The 22,735-nt window shown below is 72.9% G+C and carries 19 protein-coding genes and 1 pseudogene; 7 read left to right on the top strand and 13 right to left on the bottom strand.

Translation table 11 applies throughout. From position 1 onward, the window contains the following. Positions 1-17 precede the first annotated feature (17 nt). Positions 18-275, top strand: a pseudogene (locus ACIPPS_RS28015) (GNAT family N-acetyltransferase); the annotation flags it as partial. A 157-nt stretch (positions 276-432) separates the two neighbouring features. Here ACIPPS_RS28015 and ACIPPS_RS28010 read toward each other — a convergent pair. Both ACIPPS_RS28010 and ACIPPS_RS28005 read right to left on the bottom strand, forming a co-directional pair. Next, on the bottom strand, positions 433-1,431 hold the full coding sequence (locus ACIPPS_RS28010) for a zinc-binding dehydrogenase (protein ID WP_401437452.1): 999 nt from the start codon (positions 1,429-1,431) through the stop codon (positions 433-435). Between the two features lie 63 nt (positions 1,432-1,494). After that, entirely contained in the window at positions 1,495-2,736 is a 1,242-nt protein-coding gene (locus ACIPPS_RS28005; protein WP_401437753.1) for an FAD-dependent oxidoreductase, read from the bottom strand. A gap of 234 nt (positions 2,737-2,970) precedes the next feature. Between ACIPPS_RS28005 and ACIPPS_RS28000 the strand changes: the two genes are divergently transcribed. Then, positions 2,971-3,639 carry a pentapeptide repeat-containing protein gene (locus ACIPPS_RS28000; RefSeq protein WP_401437449.1) on the top strand — a complete coding sequence of 223 codons (669 nt, stop codon included), beginning with the start codon at positions 2,971-2,973 and terminating at the stop codon, positions 3,637-3,639. A gap of 349 nt (positions 3,640-3,988) precedes the next feature. Here ACIPPS_RS28000 and ACIPPS_RS27995 read toward each other — a convergent pair whose 3' ends face one another. From ACIPPS_RS27995 to ACIPPS_RS27980, 4 genes are all read right to left on the bottom strand, one after another. After that, positions 3,989-4,489 (bottom strand): hypothetical protein, encoded by a 501-nt coding sequence (locus ACIPPS_RS27995; protein ID WP_401437447.1) that lies wholly within the window; start codon positions 4,487-4,489, stop codon positions 3,989-3,991. A gap of 403 nt (positions 4,490-4,892) precedes the next feature. After that, positions 4,893-6,254, bottom strand: coding sequence for an FAD-dependent monooxygenase (locus tag ACIPPS_RS27990; protein WP_401437750.1), 1,362 nt, complete (start codon positions 6,252-6,254; stop codon positions 4,893-4,895). A gap of 146 nt (positions 6,255-6,400) precedes the next feature. Further along, the gene (locus ACIPPS_RS27985; protein WP_401437445.1) at positions 6,401-7,066 is read right to left on the bottom strand and encodes a response regulator; all 666 of its coding nucleotides are present in this window, start codon (positions 7,064-7,066) and stop codon (positions 6,401-6,403) included. After that, positions 7,063-8,181, bottom strand: a complete 1,119-nt coding sequence (locus tag ACIPPS_RS27980; RefSeq protein ID WP_401437747.1) for a sensor histidine kinase — start codon at positions 8,179-8,181, stop codon at positions 7,063-7,065. Before ACIPPS_RS27980 ends, ACIPPS_RS27985 begins: the two co-directional genes overlap by 4 nt. A gap of 788 nt (positions 8,182-8,969) precedes the next feature. Between ACIPPS_RS27980 and ACIPPS_RS27975 the strand changes: the two genes are divergently transcribed. Together ACIPPS_RS27975 and ACIPPS_RS27970 are read left to right on the top strand one after the other, a co-directional pair. After that, positions 8,970-9,512, top strand: coding sequence for a heme-binding protein (locus ACIPPS_RS27975; RefSeq protein ID WP_401437443.1), 543 nt, complete (start codon positions 8,970-8,972; stop codon positions 9,510-9,512). A 96-nt stretch (positions 9,513-9,608) separates the two neighbouring features. Further along, the gene (locus ACIPPS_RS27970; protein ID WP_401437440.1) at positions 9,609-11,036 is read left to right on the top strand and encodes a M1 family metallopeptidase; all 1,428 of its coding nucleotides are present in this window, start codon (positions 9,609-9,611) and stop codon (positions 11,034-11,036) included. Positions 11,037-11,347: 311 nt separating this feature from the next. Here the strand turns inward: ACIPPS_RS27970 and ACIPPS_RS27965 are convergent, their stop codons facing one another. Continuing rightward, positions 11,348-11,923 carry a TerD family protein gene (locus tag ACIPPS_RS27965; RefSeq protein ID WP_361960491.1) on the bottom strand — a complete coding sequence of 192 codons (576 nt, stop codon included), beginning with the start codon at positions 11,921-11,923 and terminating at the stop codon, positions 11,348-11,350. 162 nt (positions 11,924-12,085) lie between these two features. On the opposite strand from ACIPPS_RS27965, the gene arfB reads away from it, so the two are divergent. Further along, the gene (arfB, locus tag ACIPPS_RS27960; protein ID WP_401437436.1) at positions 12,086-12,514 is read left to right on the top strand and encodes an alternative ribosome rescue aminoacyl-tRNA hydrolase ArfB; all 429 of its coding nucleotides are present in this window, start codon (positions 12,086-12,088) and stop codon (positions 12,512-12,514) included. 63 nt (positions 12,515-12,577) lie between these two features. Here the strand turns inward: arfB and ACIPPS_RS27955 are convergent, their stop codons facing one another. Continuing rightward, positions 12,578-13,144, bottom strand: coding sequence for a flavin reductase family protein (locus ACIPPS_RS27955; protein WP_401437433.1), 567 nt, complete (start codon positions 13,142-13,144; stop codon positions 12,578-12,580). A gap of 317 nt (positions 13,145-13,461) precedes the next feature. Between ACIPPS_RS27955 and cdgB the strand changes: the two genes are divergently transcribed. Continuing rightward, entirely contained in the window at positions 13,462-15,084 is a 1,623-nt protein-coding gene (gene cdgB / locus ACIPPS_RS27950; protein WP_401437430.1) for a diguanylate cyclase CdgB, read from the top strand. A gap of 108 nt (positions 15,085-15,192) precedes the next feature. Beyond that, entirely contained in the window at positions 15,193-16,188 is a 996-nt protein-coding gene (locus ACIPPS_RS27945; RefSeq protein WP_401437427.1) for a CBM35 domain-containing protein, read from the top strand. Between the two features lie 63 nt (positions 16,189-16,251). On the opposite strand, the gene ACIPPS_RS27940 is transcribed toward ACIPPS_RS27945, so the two are convergent. The 5 genes from ACIPPS_RS27940 to ACIPPS_RS27920 form a co-directional block, all read right to left on the bottom strand. Next, the gene (locus ACIPPS_RS27940) at positions 16,252-18,057 is read right to left on the bottom strand and encodes a glycosyltransferase (protein ID WP_401437425.1); all 1,806 of its coding nucleotides are present in this window, start codon (positions 18,055-18,057) and stop codon (positions 16,252-16,254) included. A 68-nt stretch (positions 18,058-18,125) separates the two neighbouring features. Further along, complete coding sequence (locus ACIPPS_RS27935; RefSeq protein WP_401437422.1) at positions 18,126-19,271, bottom strand: hypothetical protein; 1,146 nt, start codon at positions 19,269-19,271, stop codon at positions 18,126-18,128. 126 nt (positions 19,272-19,397) lie between these two features. After that, positions 19,398-20,324 carry a 1-phosphofructokinase family hexose kinase gene (locus ACIPPS_RS27930; RefSeq protein WP_401437419.1) on the bottom strand — a complete coding sequence of 309 codons (927 nt, stop codon included), beginning with the start codon at positions 20,322-20,324 and terminating at the stop codon, positions 19,398-19,400. Positions 20,325-20,473: 149 nt separating this feature from the next. After that, the gene (gene nagA / locus ACIPPS_RS27925; protein WP_401437416.1) at positions 20,474-21,619 is read right to left on the bottom strand and encodes an N-acetylglucosamine-6-phosphate deacetylase; all 1,146 of its coding nucleotides are present in this window, start codon (positions 21,617-21,619) and stop codon (positions 20,474-20,476) included. Further along, positions 21,619-22,557 (bottom strand): ROK family protein, encoded by a 939-nt coding sequence (locus ACIPPS_RS27920; protein WP_401437414.1) that lies wholly within the window; start codon positions 22,555-22,557, stop codon positions 21,619-21,621. The genes nagA and ACIPPS_RS27920 overlap by 1 nt, the downstream gene beginning before the upstream one ends. Between the last annotated feature and the right edge of the window lie 178 nt (positions 22,558-22,735).

Raw genomic sequence — 22,735 nt, 5'->3', positions numbered from 1 at the left:
GCTGGTGGACCTTGCCCGCCGTGGCCGCCGCGACGGTCTGGTCGGCCGGGCCGGGCAAGCCCGGGCTGCTGGAGCCGGTGGGCGTGCACGCCGACCATCGCGGTCGCGGCTACGGGACGGCGATCAGCGTCGCCGCCGCGGCGGCGCTGCGTGAACTGGGTGCATCAAGCGCACTCGTCAGCACCCCGACCTCGAACGCTGCCGCCGTCGCCGCCTACAGGGCAGCTGGATACGAGCCGTCGTCCGAACGGCTGGACGTGAGCCGAGCCGACTGAAAATGATCAGGCGGCGGTATCGGACAGGCCCGCGTCGCTGATCCTGGCTGGGCCCGAACGCCCTGTAAGGACAGGGTCGGCGCTCCGCGACGACGCCTGGGCCGAGCTGTCCGGCTGCCCCCGGAACCCCTCGCCGTGGGGCAGCCGTCCCCTGGCGCTACGGGACCAGTACCACCTTGCCGATCGTGGCCCGGGTCTCCAGGGCGCGGTGGGCCGCCGCCGCGTCCGTGAGGGGGAAGGTGTGGACCGCCGGGCGCAGGGTGCCGGCGGAGGCGGCGGCCAGGGAGGCGGTCTCCAGGTTGCGGATGTCGCCTCCCGCCAGCTGGATCATCTTCGGGCCGAGGACGGACTCCGAGGTGATGCCCCGGGCCGTGAGCTCCTCCTCCGTGAAGGTGAGGGGCTCGCCGTCCTCGATGCCCGTGCTGGACCAGCCGAAGACCAGGTGCAGACCGCCCTTGCCCAGCAGGTCGACCGCCGCGCGGCCCGTGTCGCCGCCGACCGAGTCGAAGACGACCGTCGCCGTCCGGGAGCCGAGGAAGGCGCGGACGCGCTCCGGCCAGTCCGGGAGCTTGTAGTCGACGGCCAGGTCGGCGCCGTTCTCCGCCACCCGGGCCACCTTCTCCGGGCCGCCCGCCAGGCCGATGACCGTGGCGCCCGCGTTCTTCGCGTACTGGACGAGGAGGGTGCCGATGCCGCCCGCGGCGGCCGGGACGATCGCGACCGACTTCGGGCCCAGGTCGGTGAACTGGAGGATGCCGAGCGTGGTGCGGCCCGTGCCGATCATCGCGACGGCCTCCGCCTCGCCGAGGTGGTCCGGCAGGGCGTGCAGCTTCGCGGCGTCCACCACGGCCAGCTCCGCGTAGCCGCCCGGTGCCATGCCCAGGTGGGCGACGACGCGCCGCCCGAGCCAGGTCGGGTCCGTGCCCTCGCCGAGTGCCTCCACCGTGCCGGCGACCTCGCGGCCCGGGATCGTCGGCAGCTCGGCGGGGGCGGGGTACGGGCCGGTCTGCCCCATGCGCAGGGCGGTGTCGAGGAGGTGGACCCCGGCCGCGGCGACCGCGATCCGTACCTGCCCGGGGCCCGGGGTCGGGTCCTCTGCCTTCTCGTACGTGAGGTTCTCGGCCGGGCCGAAGGCGTGCAGACGGATCGCGTGCATGGTGAACTCCCCGAAAGGCGGTCGGTGTCGGCTGGTTCTTCGTGACGCGTACAGCTTCCGACCTCAAGTGGACTTGAGGTCAAGCCTCTTCGTCCGGAGCGCCAGCGAGACCGCCTCCACCGCGCTCGTGAACGACACCTCCGACAGCACCCCGGGCGCCGCCACCTCGTCCCCCACCAGGTACACCCCGTCGCCCCGGTCGATCGCCGGCCGGTCCCGCCAGGTCGTACCCGGGCGGTCCAGCGCCCCCGTACGGCCGGCGGAGACCGCCTCCCGGCGCCAGACCTCCCGCTCGCGCCAGCCGGGGAAGGCGAGGTCGAGGAGGCGTTCGGCGTGGGCCAGGCCGTCCGCCTTGGACGCGTCCGGGGCGATCGGGAGCTGCGCCTGGAGCAGCTGTTCGCCGACGGGCGCGAGGGAGGGGTCCTGGGCGGTGAAGCGCTCGATCCAGCCGGGCGCGTCCAGGTCCGACACCACGAACGGGTCGTTCCGGCGCCCCGGTCGGCGGCTCAGCGCCAGGTCGAGGAGGACCGTACGGCCGCCCTCGTGACTCCCCGTACTCCCCGTACCCCCCGTACTCCCCGTACCCCCCGTACTCCCCGTACTCCCCGTCCTGAGGCCCGGCTCGGCCAGCAGTCGGGCCGCCGCCGCCAGCGAGGTCGCGACGACGACCGGGCCGTCGGAGACCGGTAGCGCGTCGAGCCGGGACGACGTCTCGATCCGTACGCCCAGCTCCCGGGCGCGCGCCGCCATCCGCTCCACGAGCCGCCCCCAGCCGCCCCGGACGTACCGCGCCTCGGGCGGCAGCGCGGCGGCCCGGTGCAGTCGTTCCTGTACGAAACGGGCCGAGAGCGCGCCGGGGTCGTGGTGGAAGAGGGCGACCCCGCTGTACGCGGCGGCCTGCGCGGCCGCCTCGGCGCCGGCGACCCGCGTGGCCCAGCTGCGGAAGTCGACGTCGACGGGGGCCTGTTCGGCGGTACGGAGCGTGTGGCGCAGGAACCGGAGCGGAGGGGTGCGGCGCAGCGCGCCCGCCCGGTGGAAGCGGAAGCGGGCCGCCTCGCGGGGCGGCAGGGGCGCGAGCGGGCCGAGGAGGTCGCGCTGGGCGAGCCAGGTCCAGTGGGGGCCTCGGCGGTAGAGCGCGTGCGGGCCCTCGTTGGTGCGGTAGGGGCCCTCGGCGGTCCGGGCCCGTCCGCCGAGGGTGTGGTGGGCCTCGTGGAGGGTGACCCGGGCGCCGGCCTCCGCGGCGATGACGGCGGCCGTGAGGCCGGCGAATCCGCCGCCGATGACGGTGATGGCCTGTCGGTTCATCTGGTGCTCCCTCGTGTCGTCGGTGGTGCCGCCGGTGGTCACGTCGGTCGTGACGCCGGTGGTGAAGTCGGTGGTGAAGTCGGTGGTGAGGCCGGTGGTCACGTCTGGCGTGACGCCGGTGGTGACGTCTGGCGTGACGCCGGTGGTGACGTGTCGGCGGTACGGAGGGGACGTGGGCGGGGGTGCCGGATGTGACATCGGGCCGTTGTCAGTGGCGCACGTCACCATGGGGACATGACGACGGGCAGGAAGAAGATCGCGGCCGCACGGCGGGCGGAGGTGCGGCTGCCGCCCCTGGTGGCGTACGAGGGGAGGGGGCTCGAGCCGGACGGGGACTACGACGGGCTGGAGTTCCAGGGGCTGGACCTGGCGGGGCAGAGCGGGGCGGGGGCCCGGTTCCTGGACTGCGCCGTGCGGGACTGCGCGGTGGACGAGACGCGGCTGAGCAGAGCCCGCGTCCTGGACTCCGTCCTGAGCGGGATCCGGGGCGTCGGTACGGATCTGGCGGAGGCGTCGCTGCGGGACGTGGAGGTCGTGGACGCGCGGCTCGGCGGGACGCAGTTGCACGGGGCGGTGCTGGAGCGGGTCCTGGTGAGGGGAGGGAAGATCGACTATCTGAACCTGCGTACGGCGAAGCTGAAGGACGTCGTCTTCGAGGAGTGCGTGCTCGACGAGCCGGACTTCGCGGGCGCGGTGCTGGAGCGGGTCGAGTTCCGGGGGTGCGTGCTGAAGGGGGCGGACTTCAGCGGCGCCCGGATGAAGGACGTCGACCTGCGGGCGGTGGCTCGGCTGGAGATCGCACGGGGTGTGGACGCCCTGTCGGGCGCGGTGATCAGCACGGCACAGCTCCTGGACCTGGCACCGGTGTTCGCCGCCCAGTTGGGGGTGCGGGTGGAGGACTGAGGGGTGGGGCGGGGCGCGTGCCGCGTGCGGCCTGGGGCGGGGCGCGTGCCGCGTGCGGCCTGGGGCGTGGGACGTGCGGCCTGAGGCGGGCGGCGTGGGGGCGGGCGGCGTGGGGCGGGTGCGCCGGGTGGGGGTGCCGGGTGTCGGGGGGGGGCAGGCTCGCCAGGTCGGGTGCTGCGCGCGGTCGACGGTGCCGGGCGCCGGGTGCCGGCGGGCAGGCTCGCCGGGTCGGGTGCTGCGCGCGGTCGACGGGTGACGGGTGCCGGCCGACAGGCTCGCCGGGGTGCTGGGCGCTCTTGCGGTCGCCGGGTGCCCGGTGCGGGGGCTTACGGGCGCAGGCGGGTGCGGGTCACGGGAGGCGGGGGAAGCGGGCCTGGAGGTCCCAGATCACCGGGTTGTCACCGAGGCCCTCGTGCATGTCGGTGAGGTCGGCGATCAGGTCGTGCAGGAAGTCGCGGCCCTCGCGGCGCAGTTCGCGGTGGCTGAAGGTGAGCGGGGGCTCGTCGCCCGGCATCCAGTCGGCCTCGACGTCCACCCAGCCGAAGCGGCGCTCGAAGAGCATGAGGTCCGAGGACTCGGTGAAGTCGAGCTCGGCGTACTGGCGCTTCGCCGACCGGCTGCCGCGCGGGTCGCGGTCCAGCTGCTCGACGATGTCGCACAGCGCCCACGCGAAGTCGAGCACCGGAACCCACCCCCAGGCTGTGGACACCTCGCGGTCGGACTTGGGGTCGGCGAGGTACACGTCTCCGCAGAACAGGTCGTGGCGGAGCGCGCGGACGTCCGCGCGCCGGTAGTCGGTCTGCGGGGGGTCGGGGAAGCGACGGGAGAGGGAGTAGCCGATGTCGAGCACGGAGACGATGGTCCCACGCGCCGGGCGGCGCGCCCGCCGCCGCCTGCGGCCGTAGCCGTAGGACCGCGCCTGCCGGTCTCCGGCCCGTGAGCCCCGCCCGGCCGATGCGCCCTGGCCGGTCCCTGAGCCCCGCCCGGTCCGGTCCATGGGGCCCGGCCCGCGTGCCCGGCCCGCGTGCCCGGTCCGTGGGCCCGGTCCGTGGGCCCGGTCCGTGGGCCCGGGTCGGTCCCTGCGTTCGCTTCGGCCGTGCCCGGTGCGGTCCGTGCGTTCGCTTCGGCCCGGGTGCCCCGCCCCGGGTGCCCCGCCCGGGCGGCCCGCCCGTGCGGCCCACGCGGCCGTGCGGCCTGCGCCCCTGCCCTGCGGTCATACGGCCTGGCCGGTCCGTGCGTCCCGGCCCCCGGCTTCAGTTCCGCGTGCGGGCGTGGAGGGTGCGGGCCAGGCGGGGGCCCAGCCAGCGCTTGAGGCGGCGGAGGGGTTCCAGGCCGTCCGCCGCGCGGTCGATCCGGTAGTAGAGCTGCGGCGGGATGTGCGGAAGCAGGGGCGAGTGGCGTTGGCCCAGGAGCGCGAACATCTGACCCGGGGGCAGCCGCATGTAGCGGGGCAGGTTCTCGTACCACCGGGCGCTGTAGCGGGCCGCGCTCTGCGCCGAGAGCAGCTCGGCGCGCCGCCGCCTGCCGTAGTGCGTGAGCGCCGCGTCGAGCCCTTCGCCTGCCCCGCCGCCCTCGCCGACCCTGCTGGCCCCGCCGGAGTCGCCGCCGGGCCTGACGCCGGCGCTGACGGAACCCCCGGTGGAGGCGCCGGCGGAGCCGCCCGCCCCGCCCACCCCGCCCACCCCGCCCGTGCCGCTCACGTCACCCACGCCGCGCAGGGTCTCCGCCAGGGCGAGGGCGTCCTCCAGGGCCAGGGTGGTGCCGGCGCCGATCGAGTAGTGGGTGGTGTGGGCCGCGTCGCCGAGGAGGACCAGGTTGCCGTGGTGCCAGGTGCGGGTGGTCAGGGTGCGGAAGTGCAGCCACTGCGCCGCGTCGTCCTCCTGCGCGCGGCCGATCAGCGGCTGACCGTCCAGGAGGTCGTGGAACAGCTTCTCCAGGAGGTTCAGGCTGTCGGCCTCGCCCAGCCGGTCGAGTCCGAGGCCCGTCCACGTCTCCGGGGCGCACTCGACCACGCAGGTCGACCGCTCGCCGCTGAACCCGTACGCGTAGCACCAGATCCAGCCGTGCTCCGTCTCCTTGAAGGCGAAGCTGAAGGAGTCGAAGACCTTCGTCGTGCCGAGCCAGATGTAGGGGTTCCGGCCCACGGCGACCTCGGCGCCGAAGTGCCCGGCGTACGCCTCGCGCAGTGCGCTGTTGACCCCGTCGGCCGCGACGACCAGGTCCGCGTCCGCGAGTTCCTGGGCGTCCGGGCCCGGGATCCCGTGCTCGAACTCGACCCGTACGCCCAGGGCCTCCGCCCGCTCCGCCAGCAGCGCGAGCATCCGGCGCCGGCCGATGCCGAAGCCCTCGTCGCCCCGGTGGACGGTCCGCTCGTCGCGGACGATGGCGACGCCGTCCGTCCAGGTGACCGAGGCCGCGCCGATCGCGTCGGCCGACTCCGGGTCGCCCGCGCGCAGCTTGTCGAGGAGACCGGCCCAGTAGGTCACGCCCCAGCCGTACGTCGACCCGGCCGGGTTCCGTTCGTAGACGGTGATCTCGTGGGACGGGTCCTGCCGCTTCATCAGGATGGAGAAGTACAGGCCGGCGGGCCCACCGCCGACGCAGGCGATCTTCACGTGCGCTCCCACGCTCCCACTCAACGACGCTCGGCGGCGCGCGACAGCGCTCGACGGCGTCCGACGACGCGCTCGACGACGCCCGGGGCGGCGGCGAGACGGATGGACTGACTCCCTGCGGTGGAACGGCTACGCACGGTAGCAGTTCAGGGCAGCAGTCGTTGTTCCTTCGCCACGGCGACGGCGCCCGCACGTGTGTCCACGCCGAGCTTCGCGTAGATCCGCCCCAGGTGGGTCTTCACGGTCGCCTCGCTGATGAAGAGCGCGCGGGCGATCTCGCGGTTGCCGAGGCCGTGCGCGAGCTGGCCGAGGATGTCCCGCTCGCGGTCCGTGAGGGTCGGCCCCGCCGCGCCGCGCATCCGGTCCATCACCCGGCTGGCGACCGGCGGCGACAGCGTCGTACGGCCCTGGGCGGCGGAGTGGATCGCGGCGAACAGCTCCTCGGGCCGCTCCGCCTTCAGCAGGTATCCGGTCGCGCCGGCCTCGATGGCGCGGGTGATGTCGGCGTCCGTGTCGTACGTCGTCAGGACCAGGACGTGCACGCCGGAGGCGGCCCCCGCGATCCGGCGCGTCGCCTCGACGCCGTCGATCCCGGGGCCGAGCTGGAGGTCCATCAGGACGACGTCCGGACGCAGCTTGGCGGCCATGGCGACCGCCTCCTCGCCGTTGCCCGCCTCGCCGACGACCTCGATGCCGTCGGCGCTGCCGAGCAGCGCGAGCAGGCCCGCGCGGACGACGGCGTGGTCGTCGCAGAGCAGGATCCGTACGGCCGTCGGTGTCGTCGATGCCGTCGGTGTCGTCGGGACCGTCACGGGCGAACCTCCAGGGGGATGGCGACCGAGAGCACCGTGCCCTCGCCGGGAGTGGACTCCACCGTGAGCGTGCCGCCGAGCTGCCGCGCGCGCACCCGCATGGCGGGCAGGCCGTGGCCGCGTACGCCCCCGCCCTCCCGTGCGCTCGACGGTTCGAAGCCGCGGCCGTCGTCGGCGACGTCGAGGACGACCTGGTCGTCGAGGTAGGTCAGGGTGACGGCGGCGGAGGTGGCGGCGGCGTGCTCACGGACGTTGGCGAGGGCGCCCTGCGCGATGCGCAGCAGCGCGGACTGCACGCGCTCGGGGAGCGGGACCGGCGCGCCGTCGACCCGGAAGGCGGCCGACTCGCGCCCGGCGACCGTGCGCAGCGCCTCCTGGAGACCGCCGCCCTCGGCGAGGTCGGCGGGGGCGAGGTCGTGGACGAAGCGGCGGGCCTCGGCGAGGTTGCGTTCGGCGATGGACTCGGCGGTACGGACGTGGCGGCGGGCGGTCGACGGGTCGCTGTCCCAGGTGCGCTCGGCCGCCTGGAGCAGCATCTGCTGGCTGGACAGGCCCTGCGCGAGGCTGTCGTGGATCTCCATCGACAGCCGCTGGCGCTCCGCGAGGGTGCCCTCACGGCGCTCGGTGGCGGCGAGCTCGCGCCGGGTGCGGATCAGGTCGTCGATCAGCGCGCGCTGGCGGTCGGCCAGGCGTTGCGCGTGGACGAAGACGGCGGTGGCGATCGCGGCGACGGCCGGCGGGGCGACGACGAGATCGGGGTCGAAGCCGTTCTTCGAGAGCTGGACCTGGGCGAAGACCACGAAGGCGGTCAGGAGCGCGACGAGGACGAGGGCGGCCCGGGGCGGGAGGGTGCGCAGGCCGGTGTAGAAGAGCGGCACCGCGCACCAGGCGAAGCTCGGCGCGAGGAGCACCAGCACCATCCAGACCGCGACGACCGTGAAGAGCCAGGCGAGCCGGCGCGGGGTGGCGCGGGTGCCGAGGACGGGACCGAGGACGTAGAGGGCGGCGAGGGCGCCGCAGAGCAGGACGATCCAGGGGCTGCGGTCCTCCCACGGGTGGCGCAGCAGGAACCGGGCCAGGGCCGCGCCGAGGAGCAGGAAGAAGGCGACGTGCATGACCCGCGTGAGCCAGTACGAGTCCGGGTCGGCGTCGGCGTCGGCGGCGGCGGCGTCGGGATCGGGGCCGGGGCCGGGGCCGGGGCTCGTGTCGGGGTTGGTGTCGGCTCCGGCGGTGGTGTCGGCTCCGGCGTCGGGGTTGGTGTCGGCTCCGGCGTCGGGGTCGGCGTGGCGGTGCGGGGAGGGGGCCGGGGGCGCGTCCGGGGCGGGGGCGGCCGAGTTCCGGGGGCCGTCCGCTTCCGGCGGGTGCGCTGTCACTCGTACTCCTCTGACCTGGGGATACGTGTCCATCCTGGCCCAGGAGGACCAGAGGGGCATCAACCGTTCGGCTGACACCCCCGTCGTCCATCATGCGCGACGGCGGCAGCCGGTCCGTGGACCGTACGGGCCCGGGGGCGACCGGAGGATTGAGGGCAGAGCGAAGGAACCGCCCGCTGCGGACGGCGCCGAACGGCTCGCCAGGCGGACAGTTCGACAGCCGAACGGTTCGCCAGGCGGACAGTTCGACAGCCGAACGGTTCGCCAGGCGGACAGTTCGACAGCCGAACGGTTCGCCAGGCGGACAGCTCGACAGCCGAACGGCTCGCCAGGCGGACAGTTCGACAGCCGAACGGTTCGCCAGGCGGACAGTTCGACAGCCGAACGGTTCGCCAGGCGGACAGTTCGACAGCCGAACGGTTCGCCAGGCGGACAGCTCGACAGCCGAACGGCTAGCCCGCTCCTGCTCGACCACTGCCCCCGCCCGAATACGCCCCGCCCCCACCACGCCCCGCTTCAAGGAGCCCGCCATGAACAAGAAGATCGTCTTCGGTGCCGCCACCGCCGCCGTCCTCGCCGCCGGTACCTTCGGCGCCGTCTCCGCGAACGCCTCCGCCCCGGCCGCCGCGCCCGCCGCCGCCGTCAAGGCCGACGCGTCGAACAAGAACCTCCAGCAGACCACGCACCTCACCGTCGAGGCCGCCACCAAGGCCGCCAGGGCCACCCTGGACGCCGCCGAGGACGAGAACCAGCGGGTCTCGGTCGCCGTCGTCGACCGCAACGGCAACACCATCGTCACCCTCCGCGGCGACGGCGCCGGCCCGCAGTCCTACGAGTCGGCCGAGCGCAAGGCGTACACCGCCGTCTCCTGGAACGCCCCGACCTCCGAGCTGGCCAAGCGCCTCGCCCAGGCCCCGAACCTGAAGGACATCCCCGGCACGCTCTTCCTCGCCGGTGGCGCCCCGGTGACCGTCAAGGGCGCCCCGGTCGCCGGTATCGGTGTCGCCGGTGCCCCGAGCGGCGACCTGGACGAGAAGTTCGCGCAGGCGGGCGTGGCGGCGCTCAACAAGTAGGCCCGCCGCCGCCGCACCAGCTCCCGCAGCCACCAGAGGTGCCGCCCGGACCCCGTCGGGCGGCACCTTTGCCGTACCCCCGCCTAAGATCGAACGGTGGACGTACGCAGCCGAAGCGCCCTGGCGGCAGCCCTCGCGACGCTGCTCGTGCTCGCCGGGTGCGCCGGTGCCGGCACGGACGGCGGGAGCGGGAGCGGCGGCCTGGACATCGGCGGGGTGCACGGCACGCCCGGCGCGGCCGGGCTGCGCGACCCGTACTTCCCCAAGCTCGGCAACGGCGGCTACGACGTCAGTGCCTACGCGCTCGACCTCCGCTACGACCCGAAGCGCGGCCGGCTCGACGCCACCGCCATGATCACGGCCCGCGCGACCCAGGACCTCAGCGCCTTCAACCTCGACCTCGCCGGTCTCACCGTCGACTCCGCCTCCGTCGACGACACCCCGGCCGCCGTCAACCGCGCCGGGAACGAGCTGACGCTCCGGCCCCGCGAGGACATCGACAAGGGCGAGGTCTTCCGTACGAAGATCACGTACTCCGGGGTGCCGAAGGCCATCACCGACGCGGACGGTTCGCGGGAGGGCTGGCTGCGGACGGCGGACGGCGCGCTCGCGCTGGGCCAGCCGGCCGGCTCGATGACCTGGTTCCCCGGCAACCACCACCCCGCCGACAAGGCGACGTACGACATCACGCTCACCGTCCCGGCCGGGACGCAGGGCGTCTCCAACGGTGTCCGGACCTCCGAGCGGACCGCGAACGGCCGGACCACGACCGTCTGGCACGTCGCCGAGCCGATGGCGAGCTACCTCGCGACCGTGGGGATCGGCCGCTACGAGACGAAGGTGTCGGCGACGCCGTCCGGTCTGCCCGTCCTGACGGCCGCCGACTCGACCGTCGCCGCGAAGAGCGCGCGACTGCTGGAACGTGTCCCCGAGCTCGTCGCCTGGCAGGAGAAGAACTTCGGCCCCTATCCCTTCTCCGCCACCGGCGCGGTCGTGGAGCGGGCCGGCGACGCGGGCTACGCGCTGGAGACCCAGACCCGGCCGGTCCTCCCGCTGGACGCGTTCACGCCGGAGATCCTCGCGCACGAGCTGGCCCACCAGTGGTTCGGCAACTCGGTCACGCCCGAGACCTGGCAGGACATCTGGCTGAGCGAGGGCTTCGCGGTCTACGCGGAGTGGCTGTACGCGGAGGACTTCGAGGACTTCCCCGCGCGCCGCAGCTTCGAGGCGGCGTTCGCCGTCGACGCCAACTGGGCCTTCCCGCCCGCCGAACCGCCCTCGGCGGAGAACCTCTTTGACCCGCCCGTGTACCAGCGGGGCGCGATGGTGGTCCACAAGATCCGGGAGCGGGTCGGCGACGAGACGTTCTCCGAGATCCTGGCCGGCTGGCCGGCTGCCCACCGCCACGGCAACGCCTCCACCGCCGACTTCACCGCCTATGTCGAGGACGTGGCGGGTGAGGACCTGGACGACGTGTGGGACGTGTGGTTGTACGGGGACGAGCGGCCGACGCGGCCGGACTAGCGTCCGCTGCCGACGGCCCGGGCCGGCCGTGCCGGGTGACCGGTCGTCAGGAACGGGAGAGCCCCGGCACGACGAACGTGCCGGGGCCCACCTGATGGTCCGTACGGCCGTTGATCGTCCGCACGTCCGCACGTCCGCACGTCCGCACGTCCGCACGTCCGCACGTCCGCACGTCCGCACGTCCGCACGTCCGCACGTCCGCACGTCCGCACTTCCGCACGTCCGCACTTCCGTACATCCGCACTTCCGTACGTCCGCACGTCCGCACGTCCGTTGATCGTCCGAACGCCGTGCGTCCGTCGGTCAGGCCGTCAGAGGTTGACGCCGAAGTCGCGGGCGATGCCCTCCAGGCCGGAGGCGTAGCCCTGGCCGACCGCGCGGAACTTCCACTCCGCGCCGTTGCGGTACAGCTCGCCGAAGACCATCGCGGTCTCGACGGCGGCGTCCTCGGAGAGGTCGTAGCGGGCGATCTCGGCGCCGCCGGCCTGGTTGATGATGCGGATGTAGGCGTTCCGCACCTGGCCGAAGTTCTGCGAGCGGTTGACCGCGTCGTAGATGGAGACCGGGAAGACGATCTTGTCGACGTTCGGCGGGAGCGCCGCGAGGTTGACGTTGATCTGCTCGTCGTCGCCACCGCCCTCGCCGGTGCGGTTGTCGCCGGTGTGGACGATGGTCTGGTCCGGGGTCGCCTTGTTGTTGAAGAAGACGAAGTGCGCGTCGGAAGCGACCTTGCCCGCGCCGTCGACGCCGATGGCGGACGCGTCGAGGTCGAAGTCGGTGCCGGTGGTGGTACGGACGTCCCAGCCGAGGCCCACGGTGACGGCGGTCAGGCCCGGTGCCTCCTTGGTCAGGGAGACGTTGCCGCCCTTGGACAGGCTTACAGCCATGGGAAGTCCCTTTCTTCGTGCCTTCGTGATGTCGCGATGTCGTGCGTCGTCACCCGGGATAACGCGGACGGTGCCCCGCCGGTTCCAGGGGGCCGATCCATGGTGCGAAACCCGTGCGAAAACAGGATGACGCGCGGGAGCCCGTCCGGGGAACATGGACGTATGTCCGGTCCCTATCTCATCCGTGGCTCCGTCTCGCTTCCCGAGGCCGAGCTCCTGTGGCGTTTCTCGCGGTCGTCGGGGCCGGGCGGGCAGCACGTCAACACCAGCGACTCGCAGGTGGAACTCCGCTTCGACCTGGCGTCGACGGACGCGCTGCCCGAGGTCTGGAAGGCGCGCGCGCTCGAACGGCTGGCCTCGCGGCTGGTGGGCGGGGTGGTGACGGTCCGCGCGTCGGAGCACCGCTCGCAGTGGCGCAACCGCGAGACGGCGGCGGTGCGGCTGGCCGCACTGCTCGCGGAGGCGACGGCTCCACCGCCGAAGGCGCGACGGGCGACGAAGATCCCCCGGGGGATCAACGAGCGGCGGCTGCGGGTGAAGAAGCAGCGCTCGGAGACCAAGCGGGGCAGGCAGGGCCGCGGCTGGTCCTGACGGCCGGCTCCGCGGGTGCGGCTGGACCCGGACCGGGCCCCTCGCTCCCCGTCGGTCCGGGCGTCACGACAAGCGGCGGTACTTGCCCCGGAAGTACGTCAGAGGGGTGTCCTCCGTCGCCGACGGGACCGTGGCCGTCAGGACGCGGGCCACCACCAGGGTGTGGTCGCCCGCCACCACCCGGTTCTCCGTGCGGCATTCGAGCGTCGCCAGCGCGCCCGTCAGCAGCGGTGCGCCGCTCTCGCCGCCCCGGGTGTACGGGACGTCCGCGAAGAGCAGGCGGTCGCTCACCCGGCCCTTCATCGCGAAGCGGCCCGCGATGTGGCGCTGCTGCTCGGAGAGGACCGAGACCGCCCACACCGGGACCTCCGCGAGCAGGTCGTCCATCCGGGAGCCGTTGCGCAGGCTCACCAGGACCAGCGGCGGGTCCAGGGAGACCGACATGAACGCGGTCGCCGTCATCCCGACGTCCTCGCCGCGCGGGCCGTCGTCCGGGTCGTGTGCCGTCACCAGGACCACGCCCGCCGCGAGGCGGGACATCGCCGCCCGGAACTCGTCGTTGCTCACCCCCTCAGCATGAGGGATCGCCAGATCCGAGGTGGGGGGCGGGGAAGGCGTCGTCGTCAGCACGTTCCGCACGCTAGTCCCGGGCCCCACCCCGTCACATCGGGCCCCGGGACCAGGTCGAGCACCCCCGCCGGTCCTAGGACCACCGGCCCCCGGGGCCTTGACGAGGTGTTCACTTCGCGTTCAGGGGGACGACAGGAGGCCGTCACCGGCACCTGTGCACCCTTTCTCCCCCTTGTGACTTGAGTCACAGAGCGCAGTATTTGTTGACCCTGTGTACCGGGTGCACAGCTCGCTGTGATTCAGTGGCGGAGACAATGCAGCACGAGAGCCGATGAGAACCCCTGGAGTTGCTGTCGAGGTCTCGGGGAGAGCGAGCGATGGAGACCGAGTCGGAGCCGTACGTCCGTCTTGCGACCCTGCGGCAGCTGCATCAGGTCGTGGCCGACCTCAATACAGCCCGCAGTCTGGCGGACACCCTGCAGACCGTGGCCGACGGCATCGTCGCCGGTCTCAACTACGAGCTGGCCTGCGTCAACCTCGTCCGCCCCGACGGTGACCTCGTCGTCGCCGCCTTCGCCGGCAGCTCCGCCGCCGAAGCCCTGATCACCGGCCGCGTCGGCTCCCGCGCCTCCTGGGAACGCCGGCTGTCCATGGGCGTCGCCTGGGGCGAGCTGCGGTTCATCCCGCACACCGAGGGCTGGGTCCTCATCGAGGACGACGTCCCGCAGTGGCACACCGACGGCCCCGCCCCCCGCTTCGAGGACGAGTGGCACCCCCACGACCGCCTCTACGCCCCGATGTACGCCTCCGGCTCCGCCCGCGAGCTGCTCGGCGTGATCTCCGTCGACCGGCCGCGCAACGGCCGGCACCCCGGCCCCTGGGGTCAGGAAGCGCTCCAGATGTACGCCTCCCAGTCGGCGATCGCCATCAGCAACGCCCGACTCCGTGCGAACATGCAGCGCGCCCTCGTCCGCCTGGAACGCGAGCAGCAGGCCCTGCGCGCCAGCGAAGAGTCGTTCCGGCAGGCCTTCGAGTACGCCCCCTCCGGCATGGCCATCGCCGAGATGGGCGGCGACCAGCACGGCCGGCTGCTGCGCACCAACGACGCCCTCTGCCGCCTCCTCGGCCGACCCGCCTCCGTGATGCGCCGCTACTCCTTCGCCGACCTGGTCCACCCCGAGGACATAGGGACCCTGCTGCGCACCTCCGCCGAGGGCGGCCGCGCCGAACTGCGCCTCGGCCGCCGCGACGGCACGTACCTCTGGGTCTCCCTCCGTAACTCCGTCGTCGCCGACACCGCCGACGGGCCCCGCTTCCTCCTCACCCACGTCGAGGACATCGAGGAGCGCAAGCGCCACGAGCTGCAGCTCGCCCACCGCGCCTCGCACGACGCACTCACCGGCCTGCCCAACAGCGCCGAGCTCCGCTCCCGGCTCAGCGCCCGGATCTGCGAGCGGCCGCACGCCACGCCGGAAGCCGACTACGACACCCCGTACGGCCACGAGCACGGCTTCGGTTTCGACGCCGGGCCCGGCGCCGGCGGGCCGTACGACCACCACGTCCACAGCGTGGCCCCGGCCGGCGGTGACGTCGACGACGGTACGAAGGGGCTCGCGGTCCTCTTCTGCGACCTGGACGGCTTCAAGTCCATCAACGACCGCTTCGGGCACCACACCGGTGACGCCGTCCTCATCGAGGTCGCCCGGCGGCTCACCACCGGCGTGCGCGACGGGGACACCGTCGCCCGGCTCGGTGGTGACGAATTCGTCGTCCTCGCCGACGGCCTCGGCGCCGCCGACGCCGCCGACCTGGCCGTACGGCTGCGCAACGCGATCATTCCGCCGATCAGGGTCGACGGGCGGGCGGTCCGGGTCGGGGCCAGTTTCGGCATCGGCTGGGCCGAGTGCGGGATGAGCGTCGAAGAGGTCCTGAACTCCGCCGACCAGCGGATGTACATCGAGAAGCGGTCCCGGGCCAAGGTCCACCGCCGCGCCGGATAGAGGCGCGCGGGCCGCTCGTCTGTCAAGGTCCGGACCGCCGGGTTCCCCGTTCGGGGTAGGCTCGGCCGGTCGGCGACGGCTGGCGAGCATGGATAGGAGTGACCAGGGATGGCTGCCGGTAACGACGGCGCGAACACGCCCGAGGACGACGATCCGTTCGGCTACCTGTACGCGGACGGCCAGGCGGCAGGCGCCCAGCCGCCGGGTCAGGCCGGTGGCTACGGCTACCCCGGACCGGCCGCGCAGCCGGGTGTGCCCCGGACCTCGTACAACCAGGTCAGAACGGTCGGCGAGCGCCAGTACGGCGGTCAGCAGAGTTACGGCCAGGGTGCGCAGGGCGCCCCCGGTGGCTACCCGCCGCCCGGGCAGGTCCCGCACCAGCCCGCGTACGGCCAGCCGCACCCGCAGTACGCCGCGCCTGAGACGTACCCCGGTGGTTCGCAGACCCGGCAGTCGCCGATCCCGCACCAGCGCGGAGGCGGCGGCGGTCGCGGACCGAACACCAAGGGGCTGCTGATCGGCGCGATCGCGGTCGTCGTGGTCGTCGTGATCGGAATCACGGCCGCCGTGATCACCAACACGGGCGACGACAGCGACGGCGGCCAGGCCGGCGGCAAGCCGACCGGCGGCGTCAGCCAGTCCCAGGAGACCCCGTCCGACGCGCCCAGCGACCAGCCCTCCCAGGCCCCGCTGCCGCAGCAGGACGCGGCGACCCTCAAGCTGGGCGGCTCGGCCGCGCTCGCCAAGGACATCAAGGGCGCGGAGGGTGCCGACGGCGCGTACGTCACCAACTTCAACGCGATCGGTTCGTCCGTCACCTGGGAGACCGAGGTGCCGTCGGCCGGCGCGTACAAGATGTCGGTGCGCTACGCGATCCCGGCCAAGGACGCCAACGCGACGGTGACCGTCAACGGCAAGGCCAACACCAACCCGATGAACCTGAAGAACTTCATCGGCTCGTCGGACCCGAACCTGGAGAAGAACTGGCAGACCACCTGGTCACAGGTGACGCTCCAGGAGGGAAAGAACACGATCATGCTCTCCTGCGGGCAGGGGAACCAGTGTGACGTGATCTTCGACTGGGTGAAGATCAGCAACCTCTGAGGTCGTGACGCGCGCGGATCGGGCGCCGGGGTGGACGAGCTGTACGTCCACCCCGGCGCCCTTTCACATGCCGACCCCGTCCTTGCCGCGGGGAGTCGGCGGCTGCGGAGGCTGCGGCGGCTGCTGCTCGGGCCCGGACCGTCCCGGCCCGCCGCTTGCGGCACCGGGCCCCGGTGCCGGGGTGGCGCGCCGACCTGCGGCACCGGGCTGGTTGTGGGTGAAGCCCGCCTGCCAGGAGGGCGCCGGGCTCTCCGGCGCGGCGGGCCGAGGACCACCGCCGGGGGCGGGCTGGGCCTGCCCGTGCGTGAAGCCTGCCTGCCAGGCCGGGCGAGGCTTCTCGGGGGCCGGGGCGGCGGGGGCGGGGGCCTCCTGCGTGGGCGCCTGGGTGGCGGGGGCCGGGCTGGCGGGGGCCTCTTGCGTGGGCGCCGGGGTCGCGGGGGCCTCCCGCGCGGGGGACTGCGGCGCCGGGGGCTGCGGTGTCGGGGACTGCGGTGCCGGCGTCTCTGGCGCGGCGACCTGTGGTGCCGGGTTCTCCTGCCCCGGCCCCTGCCGCTGTTGTCCGATCACCGCCTGTGCCTGCGCCTGTAGGCCCTGGACCGGCGCCTCGGGCCTGAGGACCTGCCCGTTCGGCCCCTGGACCGTGCGGGCGGCGTCACGCTCCTGGGCGGTGACCATCATCTCGGGGCCGCGCTGGGGCAGGGGCGTCTGTTCCATGGTCGCCTGGACCAGGGCCTGCATGGCGTGGTCCCAGGAGTACTGCTGCAGCACTTCCCGCAGATAGAGGGCATCGGCCTGGCGCTGCGGGAGCTCCTGATGCAGCCGGTTGATCGCCTCCATCCACGCCGTGACTCGGTTTTTGCCGTCGGTCGGCTCGGGCACCACGCACCGCTGGCCGATCTCCGACGGCACTCGGTCGGTGTCCTGGAAGAACAGCGCGGCGCCGCTCTCTTCGTTGACCAGTACGGGGACACCATGGGCCAGTCCCTCCGCCGCCACCATGCCGAAACCCTCGTGTTTCGAGGGCATGATCACCGCGTGTGAGTTCCTGATCTCCTCGTTGAGCTCTTCGACGCTGCTCGTGCGGCCCTTGACCGTCGCGTTCCCACCACTGAGGCCTGCGAGTCTGGCCGTCGCATCAGCCATTTCCTCATCCTTGACACCGCGGATGGTGAGATTGACGGAAACGCCGGCCTGGTTCAGCAGGGCCACCGCCATCGCGGCGTCGTCCACGCCCTTGAGGGGGTCAGCGACCCGCCCCATGAGCAAGAGGTTCAGTCGTTCCGGTGCGGGTTCGTGCTGCACCGGATCGTAGATCCGGGTGCCTGGGATGACCTCATGGGAGTGTGGAACATGTGCACCTTCCGCGGAAAGCTGTCTGCTTGCTTCCGACAGAAGAGGTCCGACTCCGGCCACGACGTCCGCGCGCGCCATGGTTTCACGTTCGATCGCAGAGTCTTTGGCTGCCTTCTCCCTCGCCTCTTCGAGAGTTTTTCCCTTGAAGAACGGCAGCCTTTCGGGGCTCGTGTGCAGGAAGTGCACCATGCGCGCGTCCTGGTACCAGTTCGCCCGCAGTTCTGCGGCGGCCGGTCCCGAGAAGCGCGAGTGCCCGATGATGATGTCGTAGGGGCGGCTCGCCGGGTCTTCCAGGCCGTGTGCCGTGGGGTCCTGTCCGGCGAGATGTTCGATCCAGTCCCGCCCCTCCACGCCCGCCGGGGGCCGCGTCTTCACCTCCCTCTGTATGCCCTCGTGGTGGGGCATTTCAGGGTTTGCCGTGAACAAGGTGACGTTGTGCCGGCGGGCGAGAGCCTCGGCCATCTCCTGGTTGAAGACCTCGACGCCCCCCGCGCCTCTGCCGCTGTTGTCCGACACGACGAGAATGTTGTATCGACGATCAGTCATCGCTTCCCCCGTATTCCTCCATCACCGCTCGCCCTGCTCTAGAAGCCGAAGGTTTCCCGCAGTTCGCGGCCGATTCCCTCGTCGATGAATTCCGTCAGGTCGTAGGCGGAGAAGTGCATGATGCCGGATTCCGCACCCGGTTGGATCCTTGCGGCGTACTCGTCCAGGATCTCCGCCAGAATTCCCGCGCGAACGGCAGAGATAGCGACGTGATCCGGGTCCCCCTTCTCCCGGAAGATGCGGACCTCTCCGGGGTGCGGCGGCCTTGGCTTCCGTCCGAGTTCCGCACTGCGGGCGAAGAATTCAGCCCTGGCTCCGATCGGACTGGGAGTCGGTTGGCCCTCAGGCCATTGCACTCCTGCCGTCGTGTGCACGCTTGGGTCGATCAGCTCGTGCTGCTCCCGCCAGAACACCCTCGACCTCCCGGCCAGCAGCTCTCGAACGTCCTGCGCCGCCTTCACCGTGAGCGGGTTTACCGAGAAATCCGAGTTCTCCCGCATGTATTGCAGGGTGGGCATGTTCTCCGACGCGCGCGAGGCCGCCCGGAACAGTGCGTCGTACCGAGGCCGCAGGTCGTCCACGTCGGACGGGCGGTGGGACACCGACGCCACGGGGACCGTCCCGACCGGGTGCGGGGTCGGGGCGTGCGCGCCCATCGCGGCGCGCAGCTCGTCGGCCGCGACATGCGCCAGCCTGCTCAGTTCCGCCGTGTCCCCGGCGATCTTCAGCGCGGGCCGGCCCGGTGCCAGCCGGTTGACCATGTCGCCGAACGGGCCGGTCAGCGTCATCATGTGGCCCTCAGGGACGACCACCGCCCGCCCCGGCACCAGGTAGTCGTTCAGAAACGGCTCACGCCGGGTCTCCCACGGCCCCGGGTCCGCAGCCATCCGGGCTTCCCACTCCGCCACCGCCTCCGCGAAGGTGATCGGCCGGTCGACAGGTCCGGCCGCACGCCGGGAGATCAGATGACGCGTCGGATCCGAGGGCTCCCCCTCCTGCGGCGCGGGACCCTCGGAGGCGGACAGCGCCGCCTCCAACTCCCGCCAGGCAGCGCGGCGCTCCTCCGACCACCCGCCGCCCAGGCTGTCCAGTCGCCATACGCGGGTCCGCTGTACCCACATCATCCGCGACGCCGCCGAATAGATCATCTCGTACGCGTCGGCAAGTTCCAGTTGGCCGCTCATCCGGCTCTCCTTCACGATCGATCAGCTCGTCCACATCCTCCCATCGGGCATGTGGTCCGATCATCTGTGTAAAGAAGCCGCACCCCGCGGGAGTTCGCGTCGTCGCACCAGGGGGTGTGTCGGCGATCAGGCCGCTTCCGCCTGCTCCGTCACCGTCACCCGGGGGAGCAGTTCCTCGTACGTCGGGCGTTCGAACTCGCCCGCCACCGGGGAGAGGACCGTCGCCGCCGACAGGGCGACCGCTCGGGTCAGGCGGTCCGGCCAGGGGAGCTTTTCGACCAGGCCCGACAGGAGGCCCGCGACGGCCGAGTCGCCGGCGCCGGTCGGGTTGCCCTTGACCGCGGCCGGTGGGGTCGCGCGCCACAGGCCGTCCGGGGTGGCGGCCAGGATGCCGTCGGGGCCCAGCGAGGAGACGACCGCGTGCGCGCCCCGGCGGCGGGCGTCGCGGGTGGCGCGGTGCGGTTCGCGGGAGCCGGTGAGCTGGGCGAGTTCGTCGGCGTTGGGCTTGACGATGTCGGGGCGGGCCGCGATGCCGCGCCGCAGGGGTTCGCCGCTGGTGTCGAGGAGGACGGGGACGCCGGCGGAGCGGGCGAGCCGGATCAGCTCCGCGTAGGCGCCGACGTGGATGCCGGGCGGGAGGCTGCCGCAGAGCGCAACCGCCTCGGCGTCGGCGAGCAGCTCGGTACAGCGGTCGGTGAGGGCGGACCACTCGGCGGGGGTGATGACCGGGCCGCGCTCGTTGAGCTGGGTGGTGTCGCCGGTCGTGGAGTCGACGATCGCGACCGTACGGCGGGTGGTGCCGGCCGTCGGGACCAGCGCGTCGACGACGGCGCCGGGCGCCAGCTGGGCGCGGAGGATCTCGCCCGTCGACCCGCCCGCGAAGCCGGTGGCGACCGTCTCGTGGCCGAGGGCGGCGAGGACGCGGGCGACGTTGAGGCCCTTGCCGCCGGGGCGTTCGATGACCTGGGTGACGCGGTGGGAGGTGTGCGGGACGAGGGCGGGGACGCGGTAGGTGAGGTCGAGCGCCGTGTTGAGGGTGACCGTGAGAATCACCTGCCGTACCCCCGTACCTCGTGGAACGTTCGTGGAACAGCCGTAGTGCAACAGCCGTGGGTTGTGCGTGGAACGCGCCCCGATCATGCCAAACAGAAGGCGGTTGGCCCAGTCCCCGGGCCAACCGCCTCGCGTCGAAGAGGGCGATGTCACGCCAGGTGGGGTTCGACCACCCAGGTGCCCTTGCGCATCACGCCCTTGACGTCGAAGTCGGCGTCGAGCACGACCAGGTCGGCGTCTTTGCCGGGCTCCAGGGAGCCGACGCGGTCGTCGACGCCGAGCAGCCGGGCCGGGTTGGCGGAGATGGCCTGGACGATGTCCTCGACGGGCAGCTTGTCGATGGTCGCGGCCCGCTTGAACGCGCGGTCCAGGGTGAGGGTCGAGCCCGCGATGGAGCCGCCCTCGACGAGCCGCGCGACGCCCTCCTTGACCTCGACGGCCAGCGGTCCGAGCGCGTAGAGGCCGTCGCCGAAGCCGGCCGCGTCCATGGCGTCGGTGATGAAAGCGACGCGCCGGGGCCCCGCGTGATGGAACGCCAGCTCCAGTGCGGCCGGGTGCAGATGGGTGCCGTCGTTGATGAGCTCGACGGTGATCCGCTCGTCCTCCAGGAGCGCGGCGATCGGGCCGGGGGCGCGGTGGCCGATGGCGGGCATCGCGTTGTAGAGGTGGGTCGCCACGGTGGCGCCCGCGTCGATGGCCTCGACGGTCTGCTCGTACGTCGCGTCGGTGTGGCCGATCGCGGCGATCACGCCGTGCTCGGCGAGCAGGCGTACGGAGTCGATGCCGCCGGGGAGTTCGGTGGCGAGGGTGACCATCTTGGCCTGGCCTCTGGCCGCGTCGATCAGCTTGCGGACGTCGGCCGGGTCGGGGTCGCGCAGCAGCGTCTCGTCGTGCGCTCCCTTGCGGCAGGGGGCGATGAAGGGGCCCTCGAAGTGGATGCCCGCGATGTCGCCGTGCTCGGCGAGTTCGGAGAGCAGCCCGGCGCGGGTGCTGAGGAAGTCCATCTCGCCGGTGACGAAGGAGGCGACGACGGTGGTGGTGCCGTGCACCCGGTGGGTGTGGACGCCGGTGAGGATCTCCTCGACGGTGCCGGAGGTGAAGGAGGCCCCGCCGCCGCCGTGGTTGTGCATGTCGACGAAGCCGGGGACGACCCAGTGGCCCGTGAGGTCGAGCGTCGGCGCCTCCGCGGGCGCCGAGCCCGCGATCCGACCGCCGTCGACGATCACCCGTCCGTTCTCGACGACCCCGGTCGGCAGCACCACGCGGGCCCCGGCGAGAACTGTGGAAACGGCCATCAGGCGGATACCTCCGAGTCGAGGGCGAGAAGATCCCAGGCGAGGAGGCCCGCGCCCAGGCATCCGGCGGTGTCCCCGAGGGCCGCCGGTACGACGGCGGGCAGCTTCTGGAACGTGACGCGTTCCTCCACCGCGGCCCTCAGTGGTGTGAACAAGGTTTCCCCGGCCTCGGCGAGACCGCCACCGATGATGAGCGTGCGGGGGTCCAGCAGGGTGAGCGCGGTGACCAGGCCGTCGGCGAGCGCGTCGATGGCCGCCTGCCACACCCGCACGGCCCGTGGGTCGCCGGACTCGACCGCCTTGGCGCAGTCGGCGGCGTCCGCCTTCGGGTCGCCGGAGGCGGCGGCCCAGGCCTCGGAGACGGCGGCGGCGCCCGCGTACCGCTCCAGGCAGCCGCGCTGGCCGCAGCCGCACTCGGTGCCGCCGGGGCGGACGACGATGTGGCCGATCTCGCCGGCGTAGCCGTGGGCGCCGGCCTCGATGGTGCCGCCGATGCCGATGGCGCCGGCGATCCCGGTGCCCAGCGGCACGAAGAGGAAGCGGTCGGCGCCGTTGCCCGCGCCGATCCGGCCCTCGGCGAGGCCGCCGGTGCGGACGTCGTGGCCGAGGGCGACGGGGATGGCGCCGAGGCGCTCGCTGAGCAGGGTGCGCATGGGGACGTCGCGCCAGCCGAGGTTGGCGGAGTAGACGGCGATGCCGCGGTCGGCGTCGACGATGCCGGGCACGGCCACGCCGGCGGCCGCGGCGGGCTCTCCGTACCGTTCGAGGCCGTAGGCGCGCAGCTCGGCGGCGAAGTCGAGGATCGTGTCGACCACGGCGTCCGGGCCGCGCTCGCGCCCGGTGGCCCGCCGTGCCTCGTGGAGCAGGGTGCCGTCCGCCGCGACGAGGGCAGCCTTCATGCCGGTGCCGCCCACATCGAGGGCGATGACGTGTCTCACGGGAACAGTCTCGCCCGCGCATGGCCGACAGGTCTAGTCCACTGGCCGATATTGTTGCGCTGGGATACAAATTCGAAGGGTGAGCGGCGGGGCGCGCGGCGAGGGGATTCACAAGGTCTTCACCACGGATCGGGGATCTACCCAAGTGGTGTAGACCTTATGCTTCCTCTCCTGTGAA

Origin of the sequence: Streptomyces sp. NPDC090127, from assembly GCF_044746945.1 — a bacterium.
Taxonomy (GTDB): Bacteria; Actinomycetota; Actinomycetes; order Streptomycetales; family Streptomycetaceae; genus Streptomyces.
Note: the sequence above shows the minus strand (reverse complement) of the source record. Positions and strands in the feature narration are given on the sequence as shown.